Origin of the sequence: Actinokineospora baliensis, from assembly GCF_016907695.1 — a bacterium.
In the GTDB taxonomy this organism is placed as follows: Bacteria; Actinomycetota; Actinomycetes; order Mycobacteriales; family Pseudonocardiaceae; genus Actinokineospora; species Actinokineospora baliensis.
In genome coordinates, this window is record NZ_JAFBCK010000001.1 from 5,698,781 (window position 1) to 5,716,771 (window position 17,991).

At 70.3% G+C, this 17,991-nt stretch carries 9 protein-coding genes and 1 pseudogene; 1 reads left to right on the top strand and 9 read right to left on the bottom strand.

The window, feature by feature from the left end; genetic code table 11:
- Positions 1–57: 57 nt before the first annotated feature.
- Positions 58–936, top strand: coding sequence for a helix-turn-helix domain-containing GNAT family N-acetyltransferase (locus JOD54_RS25480; RefSeq protein WP_204453892.1), 879 nt, complete (start codon positions 58–60; stop codon positions 934–936).
- Positions 937–1,131: 195 nt separating this feature from the next.
- Here the strand turns inward: JOD54_RS25480 and JOD54_RS25485 are convergent, their stop codons facing one another.
- The 9 genes and pseudogenes from JOD54_RS25485 to JOD54_RS25525 all read right to left on the bottom strand — a co-directional run bounded on the left by JOD54_RS25485 (position 1,132) and on the right by JOD54_RS25525 (position 17,967).
- Positions 1,132–2,421 (bottom strand): leucyl aminopeptidase, encoded by a 1,290-nt coding sequence (locus JOD54_RS25485; RefSeq protein ID WP_204453894.1) that lies wholly within the window; start codon positions 2,419–2,421, stop codon positions 1,132–1,134.
- Between the two features lie 62 nt (positions 2,422–2,483).
- On the bottom strand, positions 2,484–4,958 hold the full coding sequence (locus tag JOD54_RS35315; protein WP_204453896.1) for a tetratricopeptide repeat protein: 2,475 nt from the start codon (positions 4,956–4,958) through the stop codon (positions 2,484–2,486).
- Positions 4,959–5,235: 277 nt separating this feature from the next.
- Positions 5,236–6,333, bottom strand: a complete 1,098-nt coding sequence (locus JOD54_RS25495; RefSeq protein ID WP_204453898.1) for an aminotransferase class V-fold PLP-dependent enzyme — start codon at positions 6,331–6,333, stop codon at positions 5,236–5,238.
- On the bottom strand, positions 6,330–7,505 hold the full coding sequence (locus JOD54_RS25500; protein ID WP_204453900.1) for an MFS transporter: 1,176 nt from the start codon (positions 7,503–7,505) through the stop codon (positions 6,330–6,332). The genes JOD54_RS25495 and JOD54_RS25500 overlap by 4 nt, the downstream gene beginning before the upstream one ends.
- Before the next feature lie 168 nt (positions 7,506–7,673).
- Positions 7,674–10,811 carry a S8 family serine peptidase gene (locus tag JOD54_RS25505; RefSeq protein WP_204453903.1) on the bottom strand — a complete coding sequence of 1,046 codons (3,138 nt, stop codon included), beginning with the start codon at positions 10,809–10,811 and terminating at the stop codon, positions 7,674–7,676.
- Between the two features lie 20 nt (positions 10,812–10,831).
- A pseudogene (locus JOD54_RS35775) lies at positions 10,832–14,668 on the bottom strand (type I polyketide synthase); the annotation flags it as partial.
- Positions 14,669–14,681: 13 nt separating this feature from the next.
- The gene (locus JOD54_RS25515; protein WP_204453907.1) at positions 14,682–15,317 is read right to left on the bottom strand and encodes a sulfotransferase family protein; all 636 of its coding nucleotides are present in this window, start codon (positions 15,315–15,317) and stop codon (positions 14,682–14,684) included.
- On the bottom strand, positions 15,314–16,582 hold the full coding sequence (gene cysC, locus JOD54_RS35780; protein WP_204453909.1) for an adenylyl-sulfate kinase: 1,269 nt from the start codon (positions 16,580–16,582) through the stop codon (positions 15,314–15,316). Before cysC ends, JOD54_RS25515 begins: the two co-directional genes overlap by 4 nt.
- Entirely contained in the window at positions 16,579–17,967 is a 1,389-nt protein-coding gene (locus tag JOD54_RS25525; RefSeq protein WP_204453912.1) for an arylsulfotransferase family protein, read from the bottom strand. The genes cysC and JOD54_RS25525 overlap by 4 nt, the downstream gene beginning before the upstream one ends.
- Positions 17,968–17,991: the final 24 nt, after the last annotated feature.

Genomic DNA, 17,991 nt, shown 5'->3' on the forward strand with positions numbered 1-17,991 from the left:
CCTACCTCCATCGAGGATCGTCTATTGAAGCTGCCGGGACAGTATCGAGCACCGTCGATGAATGCAACCATCGACGGCGGTCTATACACTGAGCTGGTGACCTCCACCGGTATCCACGACCAGGACGCGCGGACCTACGCCCAGTGGTTCGCCAGCCTGGCCGACCCCACCCGCGTCACCCTGCTGCACACCGTCGCCGTCGGCCCCGGTGAGATCACCGTCGGCGCCCTGGCCGAGGCGGTCGGCATCACCCAGCCCACCGCGTCGCACCACGTCCGCAAACTCGCCGACGTCGGGTTCGTCCGCCTCCGCAAGGAGGGCACCGCCACCCTGGTGTCGATCAACCCCGCCTGCTGCACCGGCCTCCCCCACGCCGCCGACGCCGTCATGGGCACCATCGTCACCCGCCCCTGCTGCCCCACCGACCTCCCGACAGGGGTCACCGTCCGCCCCATGACCGACGCCGACTGGCCGGACGTGCGCCGCATCTACACCGAGGGCATCGCCACCGGCAACGCCACCTTCGAAACCGAAACCCCTACCCGCCGCACCCTCGACACCAAGTGGCTACCCGACCACCGCTGGACAGCTGTGCGCGACGGCGTCGTCGCGGGCTGGGCCGCCGCCACCCCGGTGTCCACACGCGACTGCTACGCGGGCGTCGCCGAAACCTCGGTCTACGTAGCCGAATCCCACCGAGGCCAAGGCGTCGGCAAAGCACTGCTGCACAAGCAAGTCACCGCCGCCGACGAGGCCGGGATCTGGACCCTGCAAACCAGCATCTTCCCCGAGAACCGCGCCAGCATCTCCCTGCACCACTCCGCGGGCTTCCGCACCGTGGGCGTCCGCGAACGCATAGCCCAACACCACGGAACCTGGCGCGACACCGTGCTCCTCGAACGCCGCTCCCAGACCACGGCAGACTGCCCCTGCTGAACCTTTCGTCACCAGCGCCGCACCCAACACACACGGCAGCGGACACTGCCACGATCGCCCTTGGAACGCGGCTCACACCACCACGACCGGGACTTCTCCCGGGCGTGCCCGTCTGAGCCCCTCACGCCATCATGTGGCGCCACGCCACCTCAAACCCCCGCACACCAGCGCGACTGCTCTTCCTGACCCTCCACCTCACGCGTGGCGGACGTACTCCAGGAGGGTGCGGACGGCCACGCCGGTTGGGCCCGCGGGGTGTTCGCCGTAGGGCTGGTCGGCGAGGGCGGTGCCTTGGATGTCGAGGTGGGCCCACGGTGTGGCGTTCGGGACGAAGTGGTTGAGGAAGAGGGCGGCCATCAGGGCGGTGCCGTGGCGGAGGCCGGTGGTGTAGTTGACGAGGTCGGCCGTTGTCGATGCCAGGAGGGGACGGTATCGGGCGGGCAGCGGCATGGGCCAGAACGGCTCCCCCGCGCGGGCGGCCGCAGCGAGCAGATCATCAGACAACGGCTGGTGGTTGGTAACAACCGGGGTGATCTGGCGACCGAGAGCGATGGCGGCAGCGTCGGTGAGCGTAGCGACGTCGATTATCGCGGCTGGTTCGGTTTCGGCGGCCAACACCAAGGCGTCGGCGAGGATGAGACGGCCCTCGGCGTCGGCGTTGCGGATCTCGACGGTGGTGCCGTTGCGGATCCGGAGGATGTCGCCGATGCGGATGGGGTCGACGGTGGCCATGTTCTCGGTGAGGGGTAGCCAGGCGTCGACCGGGTTCGGGCACTCGAGCGCGGACAGGGCGGACATGACGCCGAGAACCGTTGCGGCGCCAGCCATGTCGGCCTTCATGTCGATCATCTGCGCGGTCGGTTTGAGCGAGATCCCGCCCGCGTCGAACGTGACACCCTTGCCGACCAGGGCGATGGGCGCCCCCGAACCCGGCTTGTACCGCAGCCGGAGCAACCGGGGTGGGTTGCGGGACCCACGAGCCACCCCGAGCAGTCCACCCAGGCGTTCAGCCGCGATGCGGTCTTCGTCCCACACCTCGCACTCGAGCCCAGAAGCCAAAGCCACCGCGCGATCGGCGAACGCCCGCGGCGTCAGCACATCACCCGGTTCGGCCACCAGATCACGGGCCAGGTTCACCGCGTCAGCGACCACCCGCGCCTGCTCGACGTCATCCGAGTCGATCAGGTCGACCCGCTCGACGCCCACCGCACCCGGGTCGCTCTGGTACCGGGTGAACCGGTACCCGCCCAGCGTGAACCCCTCGACGAACGCTCCCGCGAACCCAGCCGGAACCTCAGCCGCCAGGTGTCGATGGCCGCGCACCGACCGAGCCAGCTCACCTGCCGCGTATCGAACGGCGTCAGCGTCCAAGCCCCCAGAATCACCAAGTCCATAAAGGACCCGTCCAGGTATCTGCACCACCTGTCCCACCGCACCCGAGAACCCCACCGCGGCGAGGAAGTCGGCGGGAACACCCTCAGCCACCCGGTTCGAGAATGCGGGCGACACCACCGTGTCCGCAGTAGACGGACCAACAACCCACTCGATCATCGCGCCCGACGCTCCGCACCCCAAGACTCCAGACCGCGAGTGTACTCCCCGGCCACCTCCGTCAGCGCGCCACTGGCCACCCGAGCCCACCCCCGCGCCGCCGACACGGCGTGCGGGTCCACCCGCAACGCCTGGACGAAGCAGTCCTCCGCCAGCACCGGCAACCCGGCCCGGTCGAAGCACTCCCCAGCCAAGGCGTACCCCCGTGCGGTCCCGATCGGGCCGAGGCGGGCTGTGCGCAGGTACGCCTCCCCCGCCTCACGTTCCCGCCCCTCGGCCAGCAGCACCTCAGCCAACTCCATGTGCGTCTTGGGCTCGTACGGGTCGATGGTCAGCACCTCCTCGACCAACTGCCTGCCGCGCTCGTGTTCGCCGAACCCGAACGCCTCCTTCGACCGGCTCTCCAGGCACGCCCGCAGGTTCTCCCGCGCCAGGAACTCCTCGTACGGGGTCTGGAACGGCATCGACCGCGCCAGCTCCTCAGCCCGGTCCATCTCCCGCTCGAGCTGAGCCCGGTCCCGCCGCATGAACGGCACATACGTGACGCTGCGATAGAAACGGCTCTCCATCATCGCCTTCTCGAACGGCGTGTAGGTGTCGCCGGTCAACAACAGGTCCAGGCTTTCCTGCGCCTTCGACCGCCACAGCTCAGCGGCCTCCAGCGACTTGGTCTCGCGCGCGTGGTAGATCACCGCGAACACCGAGATCACGAACCGCAGGTGCGTCGGGCAGGCCGGGTGGTCGGCGACCTCGAACGACGCTGTCGGTTCGGCCACTGCGGCCGATCCCACCGACCCCACGTAGCCCACCACGTCCCGCCAGTGCCGCAACCGCAGCTCAGCCACCGTCATCGACGGGTTGACCGGACGCGCGGGCAGCAGGTCGAGCACCAGCGAGCCGAAACCCAGCCGGAACAGCACGATCGCGGTCAGGTACTGCCGTTCGGCATCGGCTTCGGGGAACTCCTCGATCCACGTGCACAACTGGTCCCACGCGGGTGTCCGCAGCGACTCGGGGAGGTCGGCGGGGTGGCGGACCGCGAACTCGACCAGACCGGACTCCCGCACCAGGTTCGCCCGGAACGCGGGCGGCATCAGCCGCTGCCAGTTGACCTCCGGCGGCGCGCCCGACTCGGCGAACTCGTACGCCCACGTGGGCAACGACGCGTAGAGACAAGGCGACTGGGAGGTGCCGAGGTTGAAGTACGCCGCGTACATCCGGTAGTGCCAGTTGTGCTCGTACCCCTTTTCCGCGGGCGAGCGCACCATGTCGGCCAGCGGCGGATCGGACAGTTCCGCAAGGGTTTCCCGAGTGCGCGCGGACCGGGGCGCTGTGCGGTGTGCGCGTTCGGCCAGCACGCGCGCGAACTCGTCGTGGCCCAGGGCCGTAGCGCAGCGGACGGCGGCGAGGAGCGCGAACGCCGTCCCGAACGGACCCAAGCGAGCCGTCTCCAGATATCCCGCGAGTGCGGCGTCGTTGTCCCCGCGCCGTTCGGCCGCCTGTGCCGCCTGCATGCGGGCCTTCACGTCATACGGGTCGAGCGCCAACGCCTCTGCGACCCAGAGCTCCTCCGCCGCCGCATCACCGCGGCGCACGGCGATGTCGACCCGCCGGTCCGCGATCCGGCGCCGCATCTCCACGACCAGCGCCTCTTCGTCGGCATCGGCGGGCGGGCGCACGAGTTCAGCGGCTTCGTCGAGCAGTTCCCAAGCGTGGTCGAAAGCCTGTTGCCGCTCCGCGTGCATCACCCGGCGCAGGAGGAGCCGGGCCTCCAGGAGCGAGCGGTCGAAATCGGCGAGTTCGAGTCCTTTGAGGACCTCCTCGGCGCGCGCGAAGTGCACCGGCGCGATGGAGTCGTCCTCGGCGTGGCGGGTGACGAGATATCCCCACGCGGCGCATGCCTGGGCGTGGGCCACTGTCGAGGCCGGGTTCTCCACAAGCGGTGAATAGGCCGCTCGGGTTCGATCCGAAAGGCCTTCTACAGCGAACAAGGCATTCGCCCGAGCCCATTGCCCGACCGCGCGCACGGGGTCTGCGCATTCCTCTTCACCGAGGTCCCGGGGCACAACGTCGAGCACAGCACCCGGCAAGCACACAGCCAGCAGCCACTGCGCCAAGCCCGCGCGGTCCACCTCGTCCAACTCGGTCCGCCGCGAGAACGCCGAGGCCATCCGCAGCCAGGTGGGCGACGCGAGCGCCGGGTCGAGCCCAGCGGGGTCGGCCACCCGGTACGGGCCCAGCCGCGACTCCTCGTCCAGCAGCGACCGGTAGCTGGCGGGCATGGTCATGCCGAAGCGCAGGGCGGTGGGCTCGCGCCGCTCGAACCGGCGGGCCGCCAGCAGGCTTCCCCTGGCGTGCACCACGGTCAGCGGCGAGTCGGCGCCGTCGAGGTAGGGCCGGTGGACCTCGAAGGTGAGCCAGCTCGGCGCGTTCGCCCCGGTGCGGCCGTGCGCCAGTTCCCAGCGGTCCATCGACTCGGGGCTCCTCTCAGCGGAAGGAGGCGAACCCCGCGGCGGAAGGGCCGCGGGGTTCGCCGGTTGCGTGGATCAGGCGTCCATCAGGCAGACCCAGCAGTCCGCCGCGCCGGTGCTGATCTCGACCTCGTCGGTGAGGGATTCCCAAGTCTCGTAGGCCATTTCGGAGCTCCTTCGTTCGGGGGGACCGGTTGATCGGAACATAGCAAGCGGTGTCGCGGCCGAACAAGAGCATCGTCAACAATGCCGCAACAGGCACGCAACACCGTTGCTGTCAACGAATACGAAGGGTGATCTCGGCCAGGAACGAGTCCACCTCGGTCTCTTCGGTCCAGTGGTGCGGGGCCACTCGGACCAACCCGTCGGGGTGCGACACGTGGTATCCGGCGGCCACCAGCTCCCGCGCGAGCTCGACGGATTCCCTTGCCGGGTGGGTGAACCCGATGATCCCGGACCAGTCGTCGCCCTCGGTGCTCGCGGAAATGGCGCAGCCCGCGCTGCGCAGTCCGTCGCACAGCCGCTGTGTCAAATGGCGCACCCGGTCGGCGATCGCCGAGATGCCCACTTCGGACAGTTCGGCCAGGGTCTCGGCCAGACCCACCATGCCGAGCAGGTTGTACATGCCGCCCTCGGCCCGCGCGGCGGTCGGCAGCGGTGACAGGTCGTAGCGGAAGTGACCGGCGCCCTTGTTGAGCATGTCGTTGGCGCCCTCGAACCCGAACCACCCGCCGGGTAATCGCAGGTCCGGCAGGTGGTCGCGGCGGAGGAAGGCGATCCCGGTGCCACCCGGACCGCAGAGCCACTTGTGCGCGCCCGCGGCGAGGAAGTCGACCGGGGTGTCGGTCATCGACAGCGGCAGCACGCCGAGGCTCTGCACGGCGTCGACGCTGACCAGCGCGCCGACCCGGTGCGCGAGGGCGCACACCGCGTCGAGATCGATCCGGAAACCGGTCGCGAAGTTGACGTGGCTGACCGCGACCAGCCGGGTCGCTGGTCCGATCGCCGCGGCGACGTCCTCCATCCGGTACCCGCCGTCGCGCATCGGCACCCACACCAGCCGCACGTCGTGCGCCCGCCACGGGTGGACGTTGGCCGGGAAGTCCCGGTCGAACACGACGACCTCGTCACCTGGGCGCCAGTCGAGACCGTCGGCGACCAGGTGCAGACCGGCCGACGTGCTGGTGACGAAGGCGATCTCGTCGGTCGAGCAGTCCAGCAGCTCGGCGGCCAGCGCGCGGGCGCGGCGGCGGGCGGGGAAGATCTGGCCGACCTCGGCGCTGCCGTGGGGCAGGATGTCGAGCGCGGCCCGCATGGCGGCGGTGGCCCGGGGGCGCAGCCTGCCCATACCCGCGTAGTCGAGGTAGGCGCTCACCTGGCACGCACCTTGGCGATTGCCGCGATCGCGACCAGCATCGGGACACCGTGCAGCAGCAAGACCCATTCGGGCACGAAGTCGGGGGTCAGCAGGAGGCTGGTGGCGACCAATCCGGCCATGAACCCGCTGTTGACCACGACCTGCGACAGGCCGAACGCGGGGCCGCGCTGCTGGTCGGGCAGCCGCTGCACGGCCTGCTTGAAGGCGACCTCGCTGAACGCGTCGCCGATCCCGGCCACGGCGGCGCTGGCCAACCGCAGCGGCCAGTCGTCGAACCAGAAGATCCCGATGAAACCGAGTGACATCAGGACCGTGGCCAGGCAGAACACCACTCCGGGGGCGTGCGCGATGACCTTCGTCGCCAGCGGCCGGAACACGAACCCGGCGGCGAGCAGGCCCGCCGCCCACACCCCCCAGATCAGCCCCGCCGCCGTGGTCGGCGCGTCCGGGTTCAGCTGGCTGCCCAGCACGGGGATGCCGACGTGCTGCGACGAACTGCCGAACGCGTCCAGGCAGCGGACCACGAACAGCGGCACCAACCCGGCGGCCACGACCAGCGGCCAGAGCAGCTTCTTGCTGTCGGCGGCCTCGACCGGCGCGCCGTCGCGGAACGGGACCCGGATGGCGAGCAGCACCAGCGCGGACAACGCGTAGCTGGCGGCGTCGAGGGCGAACACCCCCTGGAACCCGATCACCGGCACGGCGACCGCGGACAGGCTCATGCCCGCCATGAACCCGATCCCCTTGATGCCCGCCAATACACTGTTGACGAACTGCGCCCGCTCCCCCGCCAACACCGGCGTCGCCGCGCTCAACGTCCCCTCGAACACCGACCGCCCCACGCCCACCAGGAACACCGCGACGTAGAGCTGCACCTGCCCCGGCGCCACGGCCAGGGTGAGGAGCACCGCCATCCGCACCAGGTCCGCGACGATCATCACGCTCCGGCGGTCCCACCTCGCCCCGTACGCGTGCCCCAGCCTCCCCCCGAGGATCTGCCCCGCGTACAGGGCCACGCTAACAACCCCCGTAGCCAACGTAGACCGCGTCGCCTCCCACACGAAGATCGACAGGCACACGAAGTCCAACGCGTACCCAACATCCGACACGGCCTTGGCGCCGAGAAGCAACCCCAGCTGCCCCCGCACCCCACCCTTGCTCTCCGCCACCGCCCCATCCAACCCCCACGGTCAACGGGGTGGCGGATGGGGCGGTGGTGTCCTACCCGGAGGAGGGGCCCGGGAGCCCGCGGTGATCTTCTCCACAACCTCAGACTCCGCGGCCGATCTCTCGAACATCTGTGCCCGTACCCGGCACGGCAGCCGGGTACCCCCCCGCTAGTGGAGTGTGTAGGCGTCGATGATGGTCAGTTCCACCGATCGGTCGGCTGTCCTGGCGCGCAGGGAGACCGTGCCCGCCGTTGGCGGGTGGCACAGGATGGCGGCGCCGCCGAGGACGGGGGCTTTCTGCCAGGTCTTCCCGCTGTCGTAGGACACGTCGACTGCTCCCGATAGCGGTCGAGTCGCCGTGCTGCCCTGTGCTTGCAGGGAAACCGGGACCACGAACAAGCGTCCCTTGGCGGCGGAGTTGTTGTCGTCGAGTCGAGGTGTGAAGCGGATGGTCGACACCGGGATGGCGGCGGGGGTCTCGGCGTGCGTCGACTGGAAGGTCCACGAAGCCGTGATCCGGGTGGAAAGTGGCACGCCCGGCGCCCGGGTCGCCTCGGTGACGAGTTGGTACTTACCGGCCTCCGCGGGGACGGGGAACATCGCGGGCCCGGTCAAGTCCGTGGACTCGCCGATCTTGGTGCCGTCGCGGTAGAGCGTTGTGGTGCGGCTGGCGAGGGTCACGTCGCCCGCGTTGCCGTTGGCGTCTCCGTAGAGGGACATGGCGGCTCGCACCGTGTCCCCGGCCCGGCTGACGAACGACTGGTTCTTGGGCAGTGGCGGGAAGACCGGTCCGAAGACACCCCGGTTGAAGGTTTCGGTGTAGTCGTGGCCCGCCCGGTAGGCCCGAAGCGGGCTCAGCGAGGTCGCCTCCAGCACACCAGCCGGGGAGAGCTGGGCCAGCAGTGAGTTCCACAACGCCCCGTCCGACGATGTCGTGTAGTACTCATCCCGCACCCGCGGCAGGGCCGCGACGTCATAGCCAGGACTGGAATCGAGGACTTCACCCACCACCGGGTACGGCGCCGCGGCCCGAGCACCGATACTGCCGGGGGTTGTCGTGTTGAGGTTGGCGCGGACGTGGGCGAGGTCGCGTTTGGACGGTCGTTTCACCATGCCGTCCGGCAGGCCACCGCGGCCGAAGTAGGCCAGGCCGTAGAAGTCACCGTTGTCCGCGACCCACTGCGTGTGGACCTTCGTGGTCACGGCATCGCCAGGAACCCGAGGACCTGCCGTACCGGTGGTCGTTCTGGTGATGTCGGTTCCCGCTATACCTGTCTGGTAGTCGCCATAGGACAGAGTGACATCCGCGAACCGGCTGGTCGCGCGGGCCGGTGGCCTGATGCTCAGCGGCTTGGTCAACCGGTAGTCGACAACCACCTCCATGTTGCCCGACACCGTGAGCGACGGCTGGAACAGCCAGTTCAGGTTGTCCCCGACCAGCAGCGCGTCAACCGAGTACTCCCCCTTCGGCAACCGGATCCGGCCGGTCGCGGGAACCTGGTACTGGCGGGCACCCGCCGCCTTCGACACGATCCGCGCGTACCCGGCGATGGCCGGTGATCCATCGAGCCCGATTTGCCGCACTTTCACCTCGTAGGTCTGCTCCGAGCGGACGAACACGACCGGCGTGCGCATCGAACCGGCCAGCACCACCCCGCCGTAGATCCCCTGCGCCGCACCAGTGGGCGGCGTGATCGTGTAGGTCGCGGTCGCGGTACCGCCCGCAGGGATCGTGAGCCGAGCAGGCGACACGGTCAGCATGGTGACCGGTTTCCCGTCCGGCGCGATCAGCACCGTCTTCAGGTCCAGCGTCGACTCGGTCACCCCGGTGTTGCGGTAGGTGACGGTGCGCGAGAACGCGCTCCCTTCGTTGTCAGGCAACTTCTGGATGCCCAGGTGCACCGAGGCGGGTTCGGAGGACAGCGTCTGACCGATCGCCGCCGCCACATCGACCCGACCGGTTCCCTCCTGGAAGATCGTCTGTCCAGCACCGGGTTTGGCGCTGGCCATGAGCACGTCCTTGAGCCGTTCGCCCGACCAGTCCGGGTGCTGCTGGGCGAGCACCGCGGCGGCACCCGACACGTGCGCGGCCGCCATGGAGGTGCCGAAGTCGGCGACATACGGCCCGTCGCCGGGCGAATCCGACGACCGGGCGGCGACAATGGCCATCCCGGGCGCGGTGATATCCGGTTTGACGGCACCGTCGCCAACCCGCGGTCCACGGCTGGAGAACGAGAGGATCTTGTCGGTCCGGTCCACGGCGCCAACGGTGAGCGCCGCGTCCGCGCTGCCGGGCGAGCCGACCGTCCCGCCGGTGGGACCGGAGTTGCCCGCCGACACCACGAACAGCGTGCCGTGCTGCGCCGACAGCGTGTTGACCGCGTCCTCCAGCGGGTCGGGGTCGGTCTGGTCGGGTGCGGCCAAGCTCAGGTTGACCACCTTGGCGCCCGACTCCGCCGCCCACTGCATCCCCGCGATGATCCACGAGTCCCTGGCGGAACCGCTATCGTCGAACACCTTCCCGTCCAGCAGCTGCGCACCGGAGGCGATCCCGCGGTACTTGGCGCCGGTACCGGCGATGATCGACGCGATGTGGGTGCCGTGCCCGATCCGGTCGAGCCCGTCCGGTGCGTCGGAGAACGTGCGCGCCTGCACGACCCGCGTCGCCAGGTCGGGGTGCTTCTTGTCGATTCCGCTGTCGAGCACGGCGACCTTGACCCCGGTGCCGGTGTACCCGGCCTGCCAGGCGACCGGCGCACCGATCTGGGCGGCGCTCTTGTCCAGCTGCGGTTTGCGCACCCCGTCGAGCCAGATCTTGCGCACGCCCGGGCTATCCAAGCTGCGCCACACCGCGCCATCCGGGCGGGCAGCGACCGCGAACCCGTTGACAGCGGGCAGCTTCGCCGCCCCCACGGGCTGCACCGGGGCGAGCCCCGGCCGGTAGGTGACGATCACCGGAACGTCGGAACCGTCGTATCCCGCCTCGAGAAGGGCGTCGATGTCGAAGAGGCGTTCGTCAAGCCGGTCGTCGGCCAGTGATCGCAATGCGTCGACCGGCACGATGAAGTGGTGCCCGTCCTTCTCGTAGTAGGAGAAGGACGCCTTCTCACGGTTGGGCCCTGGGTGGATCGTCCGGTGCCCCAGGGCATCGACCTCCACCCGGTCGCCGGTCAGCAGGGTGACCGAGCGGGATCCGAGGAGTGTGGGCTCCGCGGCCGCGGCATGTGTGAGGTGGGTGCCGCTGAGCACCACACCGGCCACGACCGCGGCGACGGCGGCCAGCCGGGGCCACCTGGTTGTACGCATGGTTCCTCCGAACCGTTCGGCTAAGCGAGTTCCGCGCGGAGGCAGTCGGCCACGGCAGCGGGGGTGGGATGGTCGAACACGAGCGTTGGCGGCAACGCGACTCCGGTCGCGACGCTGAGCCGGTTGCGCAGCTCCACAGCGGTGAGCGAGTCGAACCCGAGGTCACGCAAAGGCGTTCCCGCCTGCACGGGACCCCGGTGCCCCAGGACGGCCGCGACGTGACCCAATACCAGGTCCAGCAGGTTCTCGGCACGCACTTCGGCCCCCTCGCTCGGGACCATGTGCCGCAACGGGACCGGTACCGTCGGCCAGACCCGCAACGCGGCGGTGTCCAGCTCGACCGCGACCTGGACCGGTTCACCGGCCCGCAGAGCGGCCGCGACCAGAACCAGCTTGTCCTCAGTGGACAACCTGGCGACGCCGAGGTGACCGTCCTCATCCGGCGCCCAGGCCAACGACAGGGCAGGCAGGCCCCTGGCGGCACGCCTGCGAGCCAAGGCGTCGAACGCGGCCGCGGGAACCGCGCCCGGTCCGCCGAGCACGCCGGTCACCGAACCGGACAGCACGAACACCGCGACGTCGCCTGCGAGTTCGTGCAGCGCCAACGCCTCGTCGTACCGATCACCGGCATAGACGACACCAGCCAGGGGATAAGCCTCCGCCACCGCGCGCGGGATGTCCAAGTCGGTGAACTGCACAGCGGGGAGGTCGGCCAGATCCGGCAGTGGATCGCCGAGGACGAGGACGACCTTGGCACCCAGGTCGACCATGGCACGGGTGAACAGCGAACGGACCTCGTCGTTGCCACCGGCGACCAAGACCGTGCCCGCGCCGAGGCTTGGTGCCTGAACGGTCCCCTCAACCGGAACCAATCGCGGCTCGTACACACCGTCGGGGCGGACCAGCACCTGGTAGCCGCTACCCGCGGCTGTCTCCACGGAGTCGTCGGTTGCGAGGTGGATCAACCGGATCTGGTCCGGGTGCGCCAGTTGCGCCGAGCGCACGTAGCCCCACACGGCGGCGCATGCCGGGTCGTCCGGTGAATCGCCGCGCGTGACGATCACTGGCCGGGCGCTCTTCCACCCCGGGTCGGTCCGCCACCGGGCAAGGAAGTCCGATACCTCGCGCAGCGCGGATGTGGTCTCGTAGGACGAGACCTCAATGGCGAGAAGGCCCTTTGGCGTCGCACTGGTCAGATCGTGCAGCCAGGTCACGTCCGCTGGAACTCGTGCGACCTTGTGCCACTGCGGGGTCAGCAGCGCACCCCTGGCCCGCCTTTCGGTCGGAATCCAGTACCGCGTTCGAGCGAACGGGTAGCCGGGTACGGGTGCGGGATCGTCGGGCAGGTCCGCGAGCAGCGCGGGCCAGTCGACGCCGATGCCGTGGACGTGGGCCACAGCCAGATTCCTGAGTAGACGCTCCGGAGAGCCGTCGTCGCGCTGGATGCTGGGTACCACGGCATGTGGCCCGGTCCCGTAGAGGTTCTGGTGCAGGGCTGAGGTGAGGATCGGGTGCGGGCTGCAGTCGACGAACTTGTTGTGGCCGCGGTCGAGCAGGGCGGAGATGGCTCGGTCGAGGCGAACGGGGGCACGGAGGTTGCGGTACCAATAGGTCGGGTCAAGAGCCTCTACCTCGCGCCCGGTGACAGTGGAGATCATCGGGATGTGCGGTGTCCTCGGGGTGATGTCCCGCAGCAGCTCCAGCAGCTCGGTCTCGACGCCGTCCACGTACGGGCTGTGCGAGGCGTAGCCGATGGGGGTGCGGCCCGCACGCACGCCGTGCAGATCGCAGTGCACCAACAGTTCCTCGATGACCGATGGCGAACCGGACACGACGACAGACTCCGGTGCGTTGACCGCCGCCAACCACAAACCGGACTCCGCGCACCCGTCAGGTGCGCACTCCCGATCGTGGACCGAGGCATGCACCCACGACCAAGGAGCGTGGACCCACGCCATCGCGCCACCCGAGAGCCCGGCGACCAGCCGAGATCGGGCCACGACCACGCGCGCCGCGTCGGCGAGGGACAACGCCCCCGCGACACAAGCAGCGGCCACCTCACCCTGCGACTGCCCCGCGACCGCGTCCACGCGTACCCCGCACGCCTGCCACAACGCGGCCAGCGAGACCATCACCGCGAACAGCGCGGGTTGCACGACATCGACTCGCCGCAACGCGTCCGGGTCGGACAACACGTCACGGACATCCCAGCCGACCATGGGCGACAGCTCGTCAGCGCACTCGGCCATCCTGTCGGCGAACACACGGGAAGCGTCAAGCAGCTCCTCCCCCATGCCCACCCACTCCGAGCCCTGACCGCCGAACACCAGCACGACGCCTGCGCGACCGCGCCCAACATCCCCCGGGCCGGAAACAACTCCCGGACCGGCTAAGGACGCCAGGTCGTCCACTGCGGACTCGATCGAGTCCGCGAGCACTACAGCACGGTGCCCCAACGTCACCCCGCGTGAAAGCGACGTGGCACTACCACCAACACTGGTCAAGGTTTCCGCGAGCTGGCCTGCCCGCACGCGTAAGGATTCCGCCGACGCCGCGGAGAGCAGCAACGGAACTGTTGAGCCCACCACACCCAGGCCACGATCCGTCCGCGGTGCGCGCGAGCGAGTCGAGGGCGCTTGCTCCAGAACCACATGGGCATTGGTCCCGCTGATCCCGAACGCCGACACCCCTACGCGGCGGGGATGCCCCGTGTCCGGCCAGGCCACGGACTCCCGCAGCACTGACACCGGTCCCCACGCGACGCCGCCACACAGCTCATCAACGTGCAGCGTCCTTGGCAGCACGCCACGACGCAGCGAAGCGACCGCCTTGATCACGCCTGCGACACCTGCGGCGGCCTGGGTGTGCCCGATGTTCGACTTCACCGAGCCCAACCACAGCGGCCGATCCCGGCCCGTCCCGTAGGCAGCGACCAGAGCCCGCACCTCCACCGGATCACCCAGCTTCGTCCCGGTTCCGTGCGCCTCGACAGCGTCCACATCGGACGGATCAAGGTCAGCGTCGGCGAGGGCCTCGGTGATGACCTCGGTCTGCGCGGTGCTGTTCGGCGCAGTAAGCCAACCAGAAGCCCCATCGGAGTTCACCGCGCTGCCGCGCACGAGCGCGAGCACCCGATGACCGAGGCGCTTGGCCCTGGACAACCGCTCCAGCACCAGCACGCCCGCGCCCTCCGACGGGCCGAACCCGTCGGCCCCGGCACCGAAAGCCCGGCACCGCCCGTCCGCCGACAACGCGCCCAAGCGGGCGAACTCGGTGAACGTGGTCGTCGTCGACATCACCGTCACCCCGCCCGCCAACGCCAACTCCGACTCACCGCCGCGCAACGACCGCACAGCCAGGTGCAGCGCCACCAGCGACGACGAACAGGCCGTGTCGACGGTCATCGCGGGTCCGGTGAGCCCGAAGGTGTGCGCGACCCGGCCGGACAGCACGCTGGTGGCGCTGCCCAGCCCGAGGTGCCCGGCGACCTCCGGGGGCACCTCGCGCAGCCGGGTCGCGTGGTCGTGGTGCGCCACACCGACGAACACGCCGACCCGCCCACCCGGTGCGATGCCCGCGTCTTCGAAAGCCGACCAGCACACCTCCAGCAGCACCCGCTGTTGCGGGTCCATCCCCAGCGCCGCGCGCGGGCTCACCCCGAACAGCGCGGCGTCGAAGTCCAGCGCGTGCCGGAGGAACCCGCCGCCGGTGAGGCCGGTGAGGTCCCAGCCCCGGTCGGTCGGCGGCCCGGTGACCAGGTCGGCACCGGCGGCCACCGCCTCCCACAACTCGTCGGCCGAGGCGACGCCACCGGCGAACCGGCAGCCGACCCCCACGACCGCGATCGGATCTTCCACGGTTCCCCCCTGCTCAGGCCGACAGCATCCGCTCGACCACGGACTGGAACGAGGCGGTGTCGTTGAGGTGCGGGAACGGCTCGTCCGGCACCGGGACGCCGAGGAACCCGCACAGCGGCTCCCAGCCCTGCCCGACCGTGTAGACCAGCAGCCGGTCGGCCGGGACACCCGCGCGGACCTCGGCGTTGTGCGCCTCGAACGCGGCCAGCAGGTGGTCGCGGTCGTCGGTGCGGCCCGCGAAGGAGTGCTGGGCGATGGCGGTGACCAGGTGCCCGTACCACTCGTAGCCCGCAGCCCCGGCCCGCGCCGGGTCCGCCGCCATCCGCCACACGGGCAGCAGGGTGCGCGCCATGCTGGCGTACCAGCTCTCCGGGTCGCGCACGGTCAGTACGACCTTGGCGTCCGGGTACTCCTTGACCAGCTCCGGCCAGCACGAGCAGGCAGGCCAGTCCATTGTGGAGTTGAAGCCCGCGAAGAGCCGCGCCCAGTCGACGGGTTCGCCCGCCAGCGCGGCCAACCACAGCTGACCGTGTTCGGGGCGCGTGGTGACCTCGAACATGTGGTAGCACGGGCCGAAGCCCAGCCGTTCCAGCGCGGCCTTCACCGATGCGGTGCCCGTGCGGCCCAGTCCGGCGCCGATGACCTTCATGCCTGTTCCTCCTCGAGAGCGGACACCGCGCGGACGGCGGCGAGTACCTGGTCGACGTCGTCGGGCCTGCAGACCAGCAGGTCCGGGAGCCACGCGTCGGGTTGGCCGTAGACCAGGGGGGAGCCGTCGAGCCTGCTGGCGTGCAGTCCCGCGGCGAGGGCGACCGCGACGGGCGCGGCGGAATCCCACTCGTACTGACCGCCGCCGTGCACGTAGAGGTCGGTGTCGCCGAGCAGCACCGAGACGATCTTGACCCCGGCGGAGCCCATCGGCACCAGGTCCGCGTCCAGTTCGACGGCAAGCGCCTCGGCCAGGGCGGGTGGTCGGGTGCGGCTGACCGCGATCCGGAACCGACCTGGTGAGCGCGGCCGGGCGACCGCGTCCCGGGTGGTCAGGAGCAGGTCACGCGCGGGTAGGGCCACCGCTCCCGCCGCGAGCGCGCCGTCGCGCCACAGCGCCACGTGCACGGCCCAGTCGGTGCGGTCGGGTTCGCCGAACTCGCGGGTCCCGTCCAGCGGGTCGACGATCCACAGCCGGGCGCCGGTGCCGTCGCCCGGGGATTCCTCGGACCGGAGCCGGTCGCCGGGGCGGTGTTCGGCGATGCGGTCGGCCAAGAACGTGTGGGCCTGCTTGTCGCCCGCGTCGCGCAGGTCGTCCGGGGCGGAGAAGCCCTGCTCGGCCCGCAGGTCGAGCAGGCGCCTGCCCGCCGCGGCGGCGAGGTCGCCCGCCAGGATGTCGTCGCTGTCGGAGCTCTGGCGCAGCAGCGCGAGGATCTGGGCGGTCGCGCTGTCGGGGGTGCACAGGTCGGTGTCGATGACCAACTCGGGGTGCAGCGGCGGCTCGTAGGGGTCGCTGATGCCGGTGAACCCGCTGATCTCACCCGCCAGTGCACGCCTATAGAGGCCCTTGGGGTCACGGGTGATCAGTTCGTCCAGCGGCGCCCGGATGTGCACCTCCAGGAACGGCCCCAGGGTCGCGCGCACCGCGTCACGCGCTTCCCGGTACGGCGAGATGAGGGCGACGATGACGGTGACCCCGTGCCGGGCGAGGAGCTTGGCCAGGTAGCCGACGCGGCGGACCTGGGTGTCGCGGTCGCGTTTGGCGAAGCCGAGCTCGGTCGAGAGCGCGGCGCGAACCTCGTCGCCGTCGAGGACCTCGGTGGGGGTGCCCGCGCGGCCGAGTTCGGCGGCGAGCAGCTTGGCGATGGTCGACTTCCCGGCGCCGGAGAGGCCGGTGAGCCAGATGACTGTCCCGGGGGCCGTCATCCGACACGCACCGCGGGTGAGGTCCCCAGGGCCGCGCCGGTGGCCGACAGAGCCCGGACTGCCACGTACCCGGCGTCGCCCGGCGCGGTCAGCACCGTCTCGAACCCGGAGCGGGCCGCCTCGCCGACTACCTTGAGGTGCGCCTTGTCGGGTCCGGCGAGCAGCTGCCAGCGGCGGACCTCCGTGGCGCCGTTCCAGCTGGCGTAGGCGGTGATGCCGTCGGACGAGCGGCGGGCGAACACGGCGGGCGGCTCGGTCGGGGTGGCGTGCCAGTCGACCCGGTTGGCGACGTAGGTGTCGATGGTGGGCGCGGTGAAGTGCGCGTCGTAGATCATCGCGCCGGTGGCGTCGAACTCGCTGAACCGGCCGCGGTCGCCCCAGCTGACGAAGGCGTGCCCGTCGGGCAGGACCTGGTTGCTGCCCTGGGCCCCGGTACCGAGGCCGTCCGGGGTGCTCAGGGACCGGGTCATGGTCGCGGTCTTGGCGGTGTTGTCCAGGTGCAGCACGATCGCCCGCGACGCGGGGCGGGTCGGCGGCGTCGGCGGGAACGTGGCGCCTTGCTCGTTGTCGAACATGCTGATGTCGCCGTTGGGCAACGCGCGCACGTTGTGCTGCCAGGCGAACACTGCGTCCGCGGGCATCGCGTAGTCGGAGCGCTTGCCGCCTAGGCGCGACAGAACTCGCCCAGTGCCGCGCTCGAGGGTGTAGACGGTGTGGGTGTTGCGGCCGCTGACGACGATGTTGCCCGCGGTGTCCAGGTCGACGGCGTTGATGTGCAGGTAGTCCCAGGCGACGATGTCGTTGGAGCGCAGGTAGGACTCCGACACCGGGATGTGGTCCAGGCTCGACCAGGTCATCAGCACCCGGCCGCTGGCGATGTCGATCTCGCGCAGCACGTTCTCCACCACCGGCCGCAGGGTGACCTGCCCGGGGACCGCGGTGGTGGTGCGGTAGTCGACGACGATCATGGTGTTCTGCGGGGTGATCCGGATGGCGTGCAGGTCGACGCTGCGGTCGAGGCCGACCTGGGCCACGGTGCGGTAGTTCTGGTCGACGATGGTCGCGGTGCCCTGCCCCCAGCCCAGCGGGACGAACGAGCCCTCCCACCAGACCAGCACCGGCTTGCCCCGGTAGGTCTGGGTCTGGGCGTTCATCACCAGCCGCGTCTTGTCGCCGCGCGGGGCGAACCAGATGGGGCTGCCCGCGTCGTCGACCAGCAGCGGACCCATCTGCTCGTCGACGGCGTTCTTCGGGGTCAGCAGGATGGCACCGGGCGAGGTGGGCGCGGTGGCGGCGGTCACGGTGATCGCCGGGGGCACCAGGTCGGGGCGGGACAGGTAGCGCGTGACCGCCTGCGTCGCCGCCGGTGCCGCGGCGGCGGACATACCCGAGAAAGCGACGGCAATAAC

Excerpts from the sequence above, each read along its gene's own strand:
- JOD54_RS25525 (WP_204453912.1), bottom strand. The coding sequence starts at position 17,967 with ATGTCCGCCGCCGCGGCACCGGCGGCGACGCAGGCGGTCACGCGCTAC.
- JOD54_RS35315 (WP_204453896.1), bottom strand. The coding sequence starts at position 4,958 with ATGGACCGCTGGGAACTGGCGCACGGCCGCACCGGGGCGAACGCGCCG.
- cysC (WP_204453909.1), bottom strand. The coding sequence starts at position 16,582 with ATGACGGCCCCCGGGACAGTCATCTGGCTCACCGGCCTCTCCGGCGCC.
- JOD54_RS25480 (WP_204453892.1), top strand. The coding sequence starts at position 58 with ATGAATGCAACCATCGACGGCGGTCTATACACTGAGCTGGTGACCTCC.
- JOD54_RS25515 (WP_204453907.1), bottom strand. The coding sequence starts at position 15,317 with ATGAAGGTCATCGGCGCCGGACTGGGCCGCACGGGCACCGCATCGGTG.
- JOD54_RS25505 (WP_204453903.1), bottom strand. The coding sequence starts at position 10,811 with ATGCGTACAACCAGGTGGCCCCGGCTGGCCGCCGTCGCCGCGGTCGTG.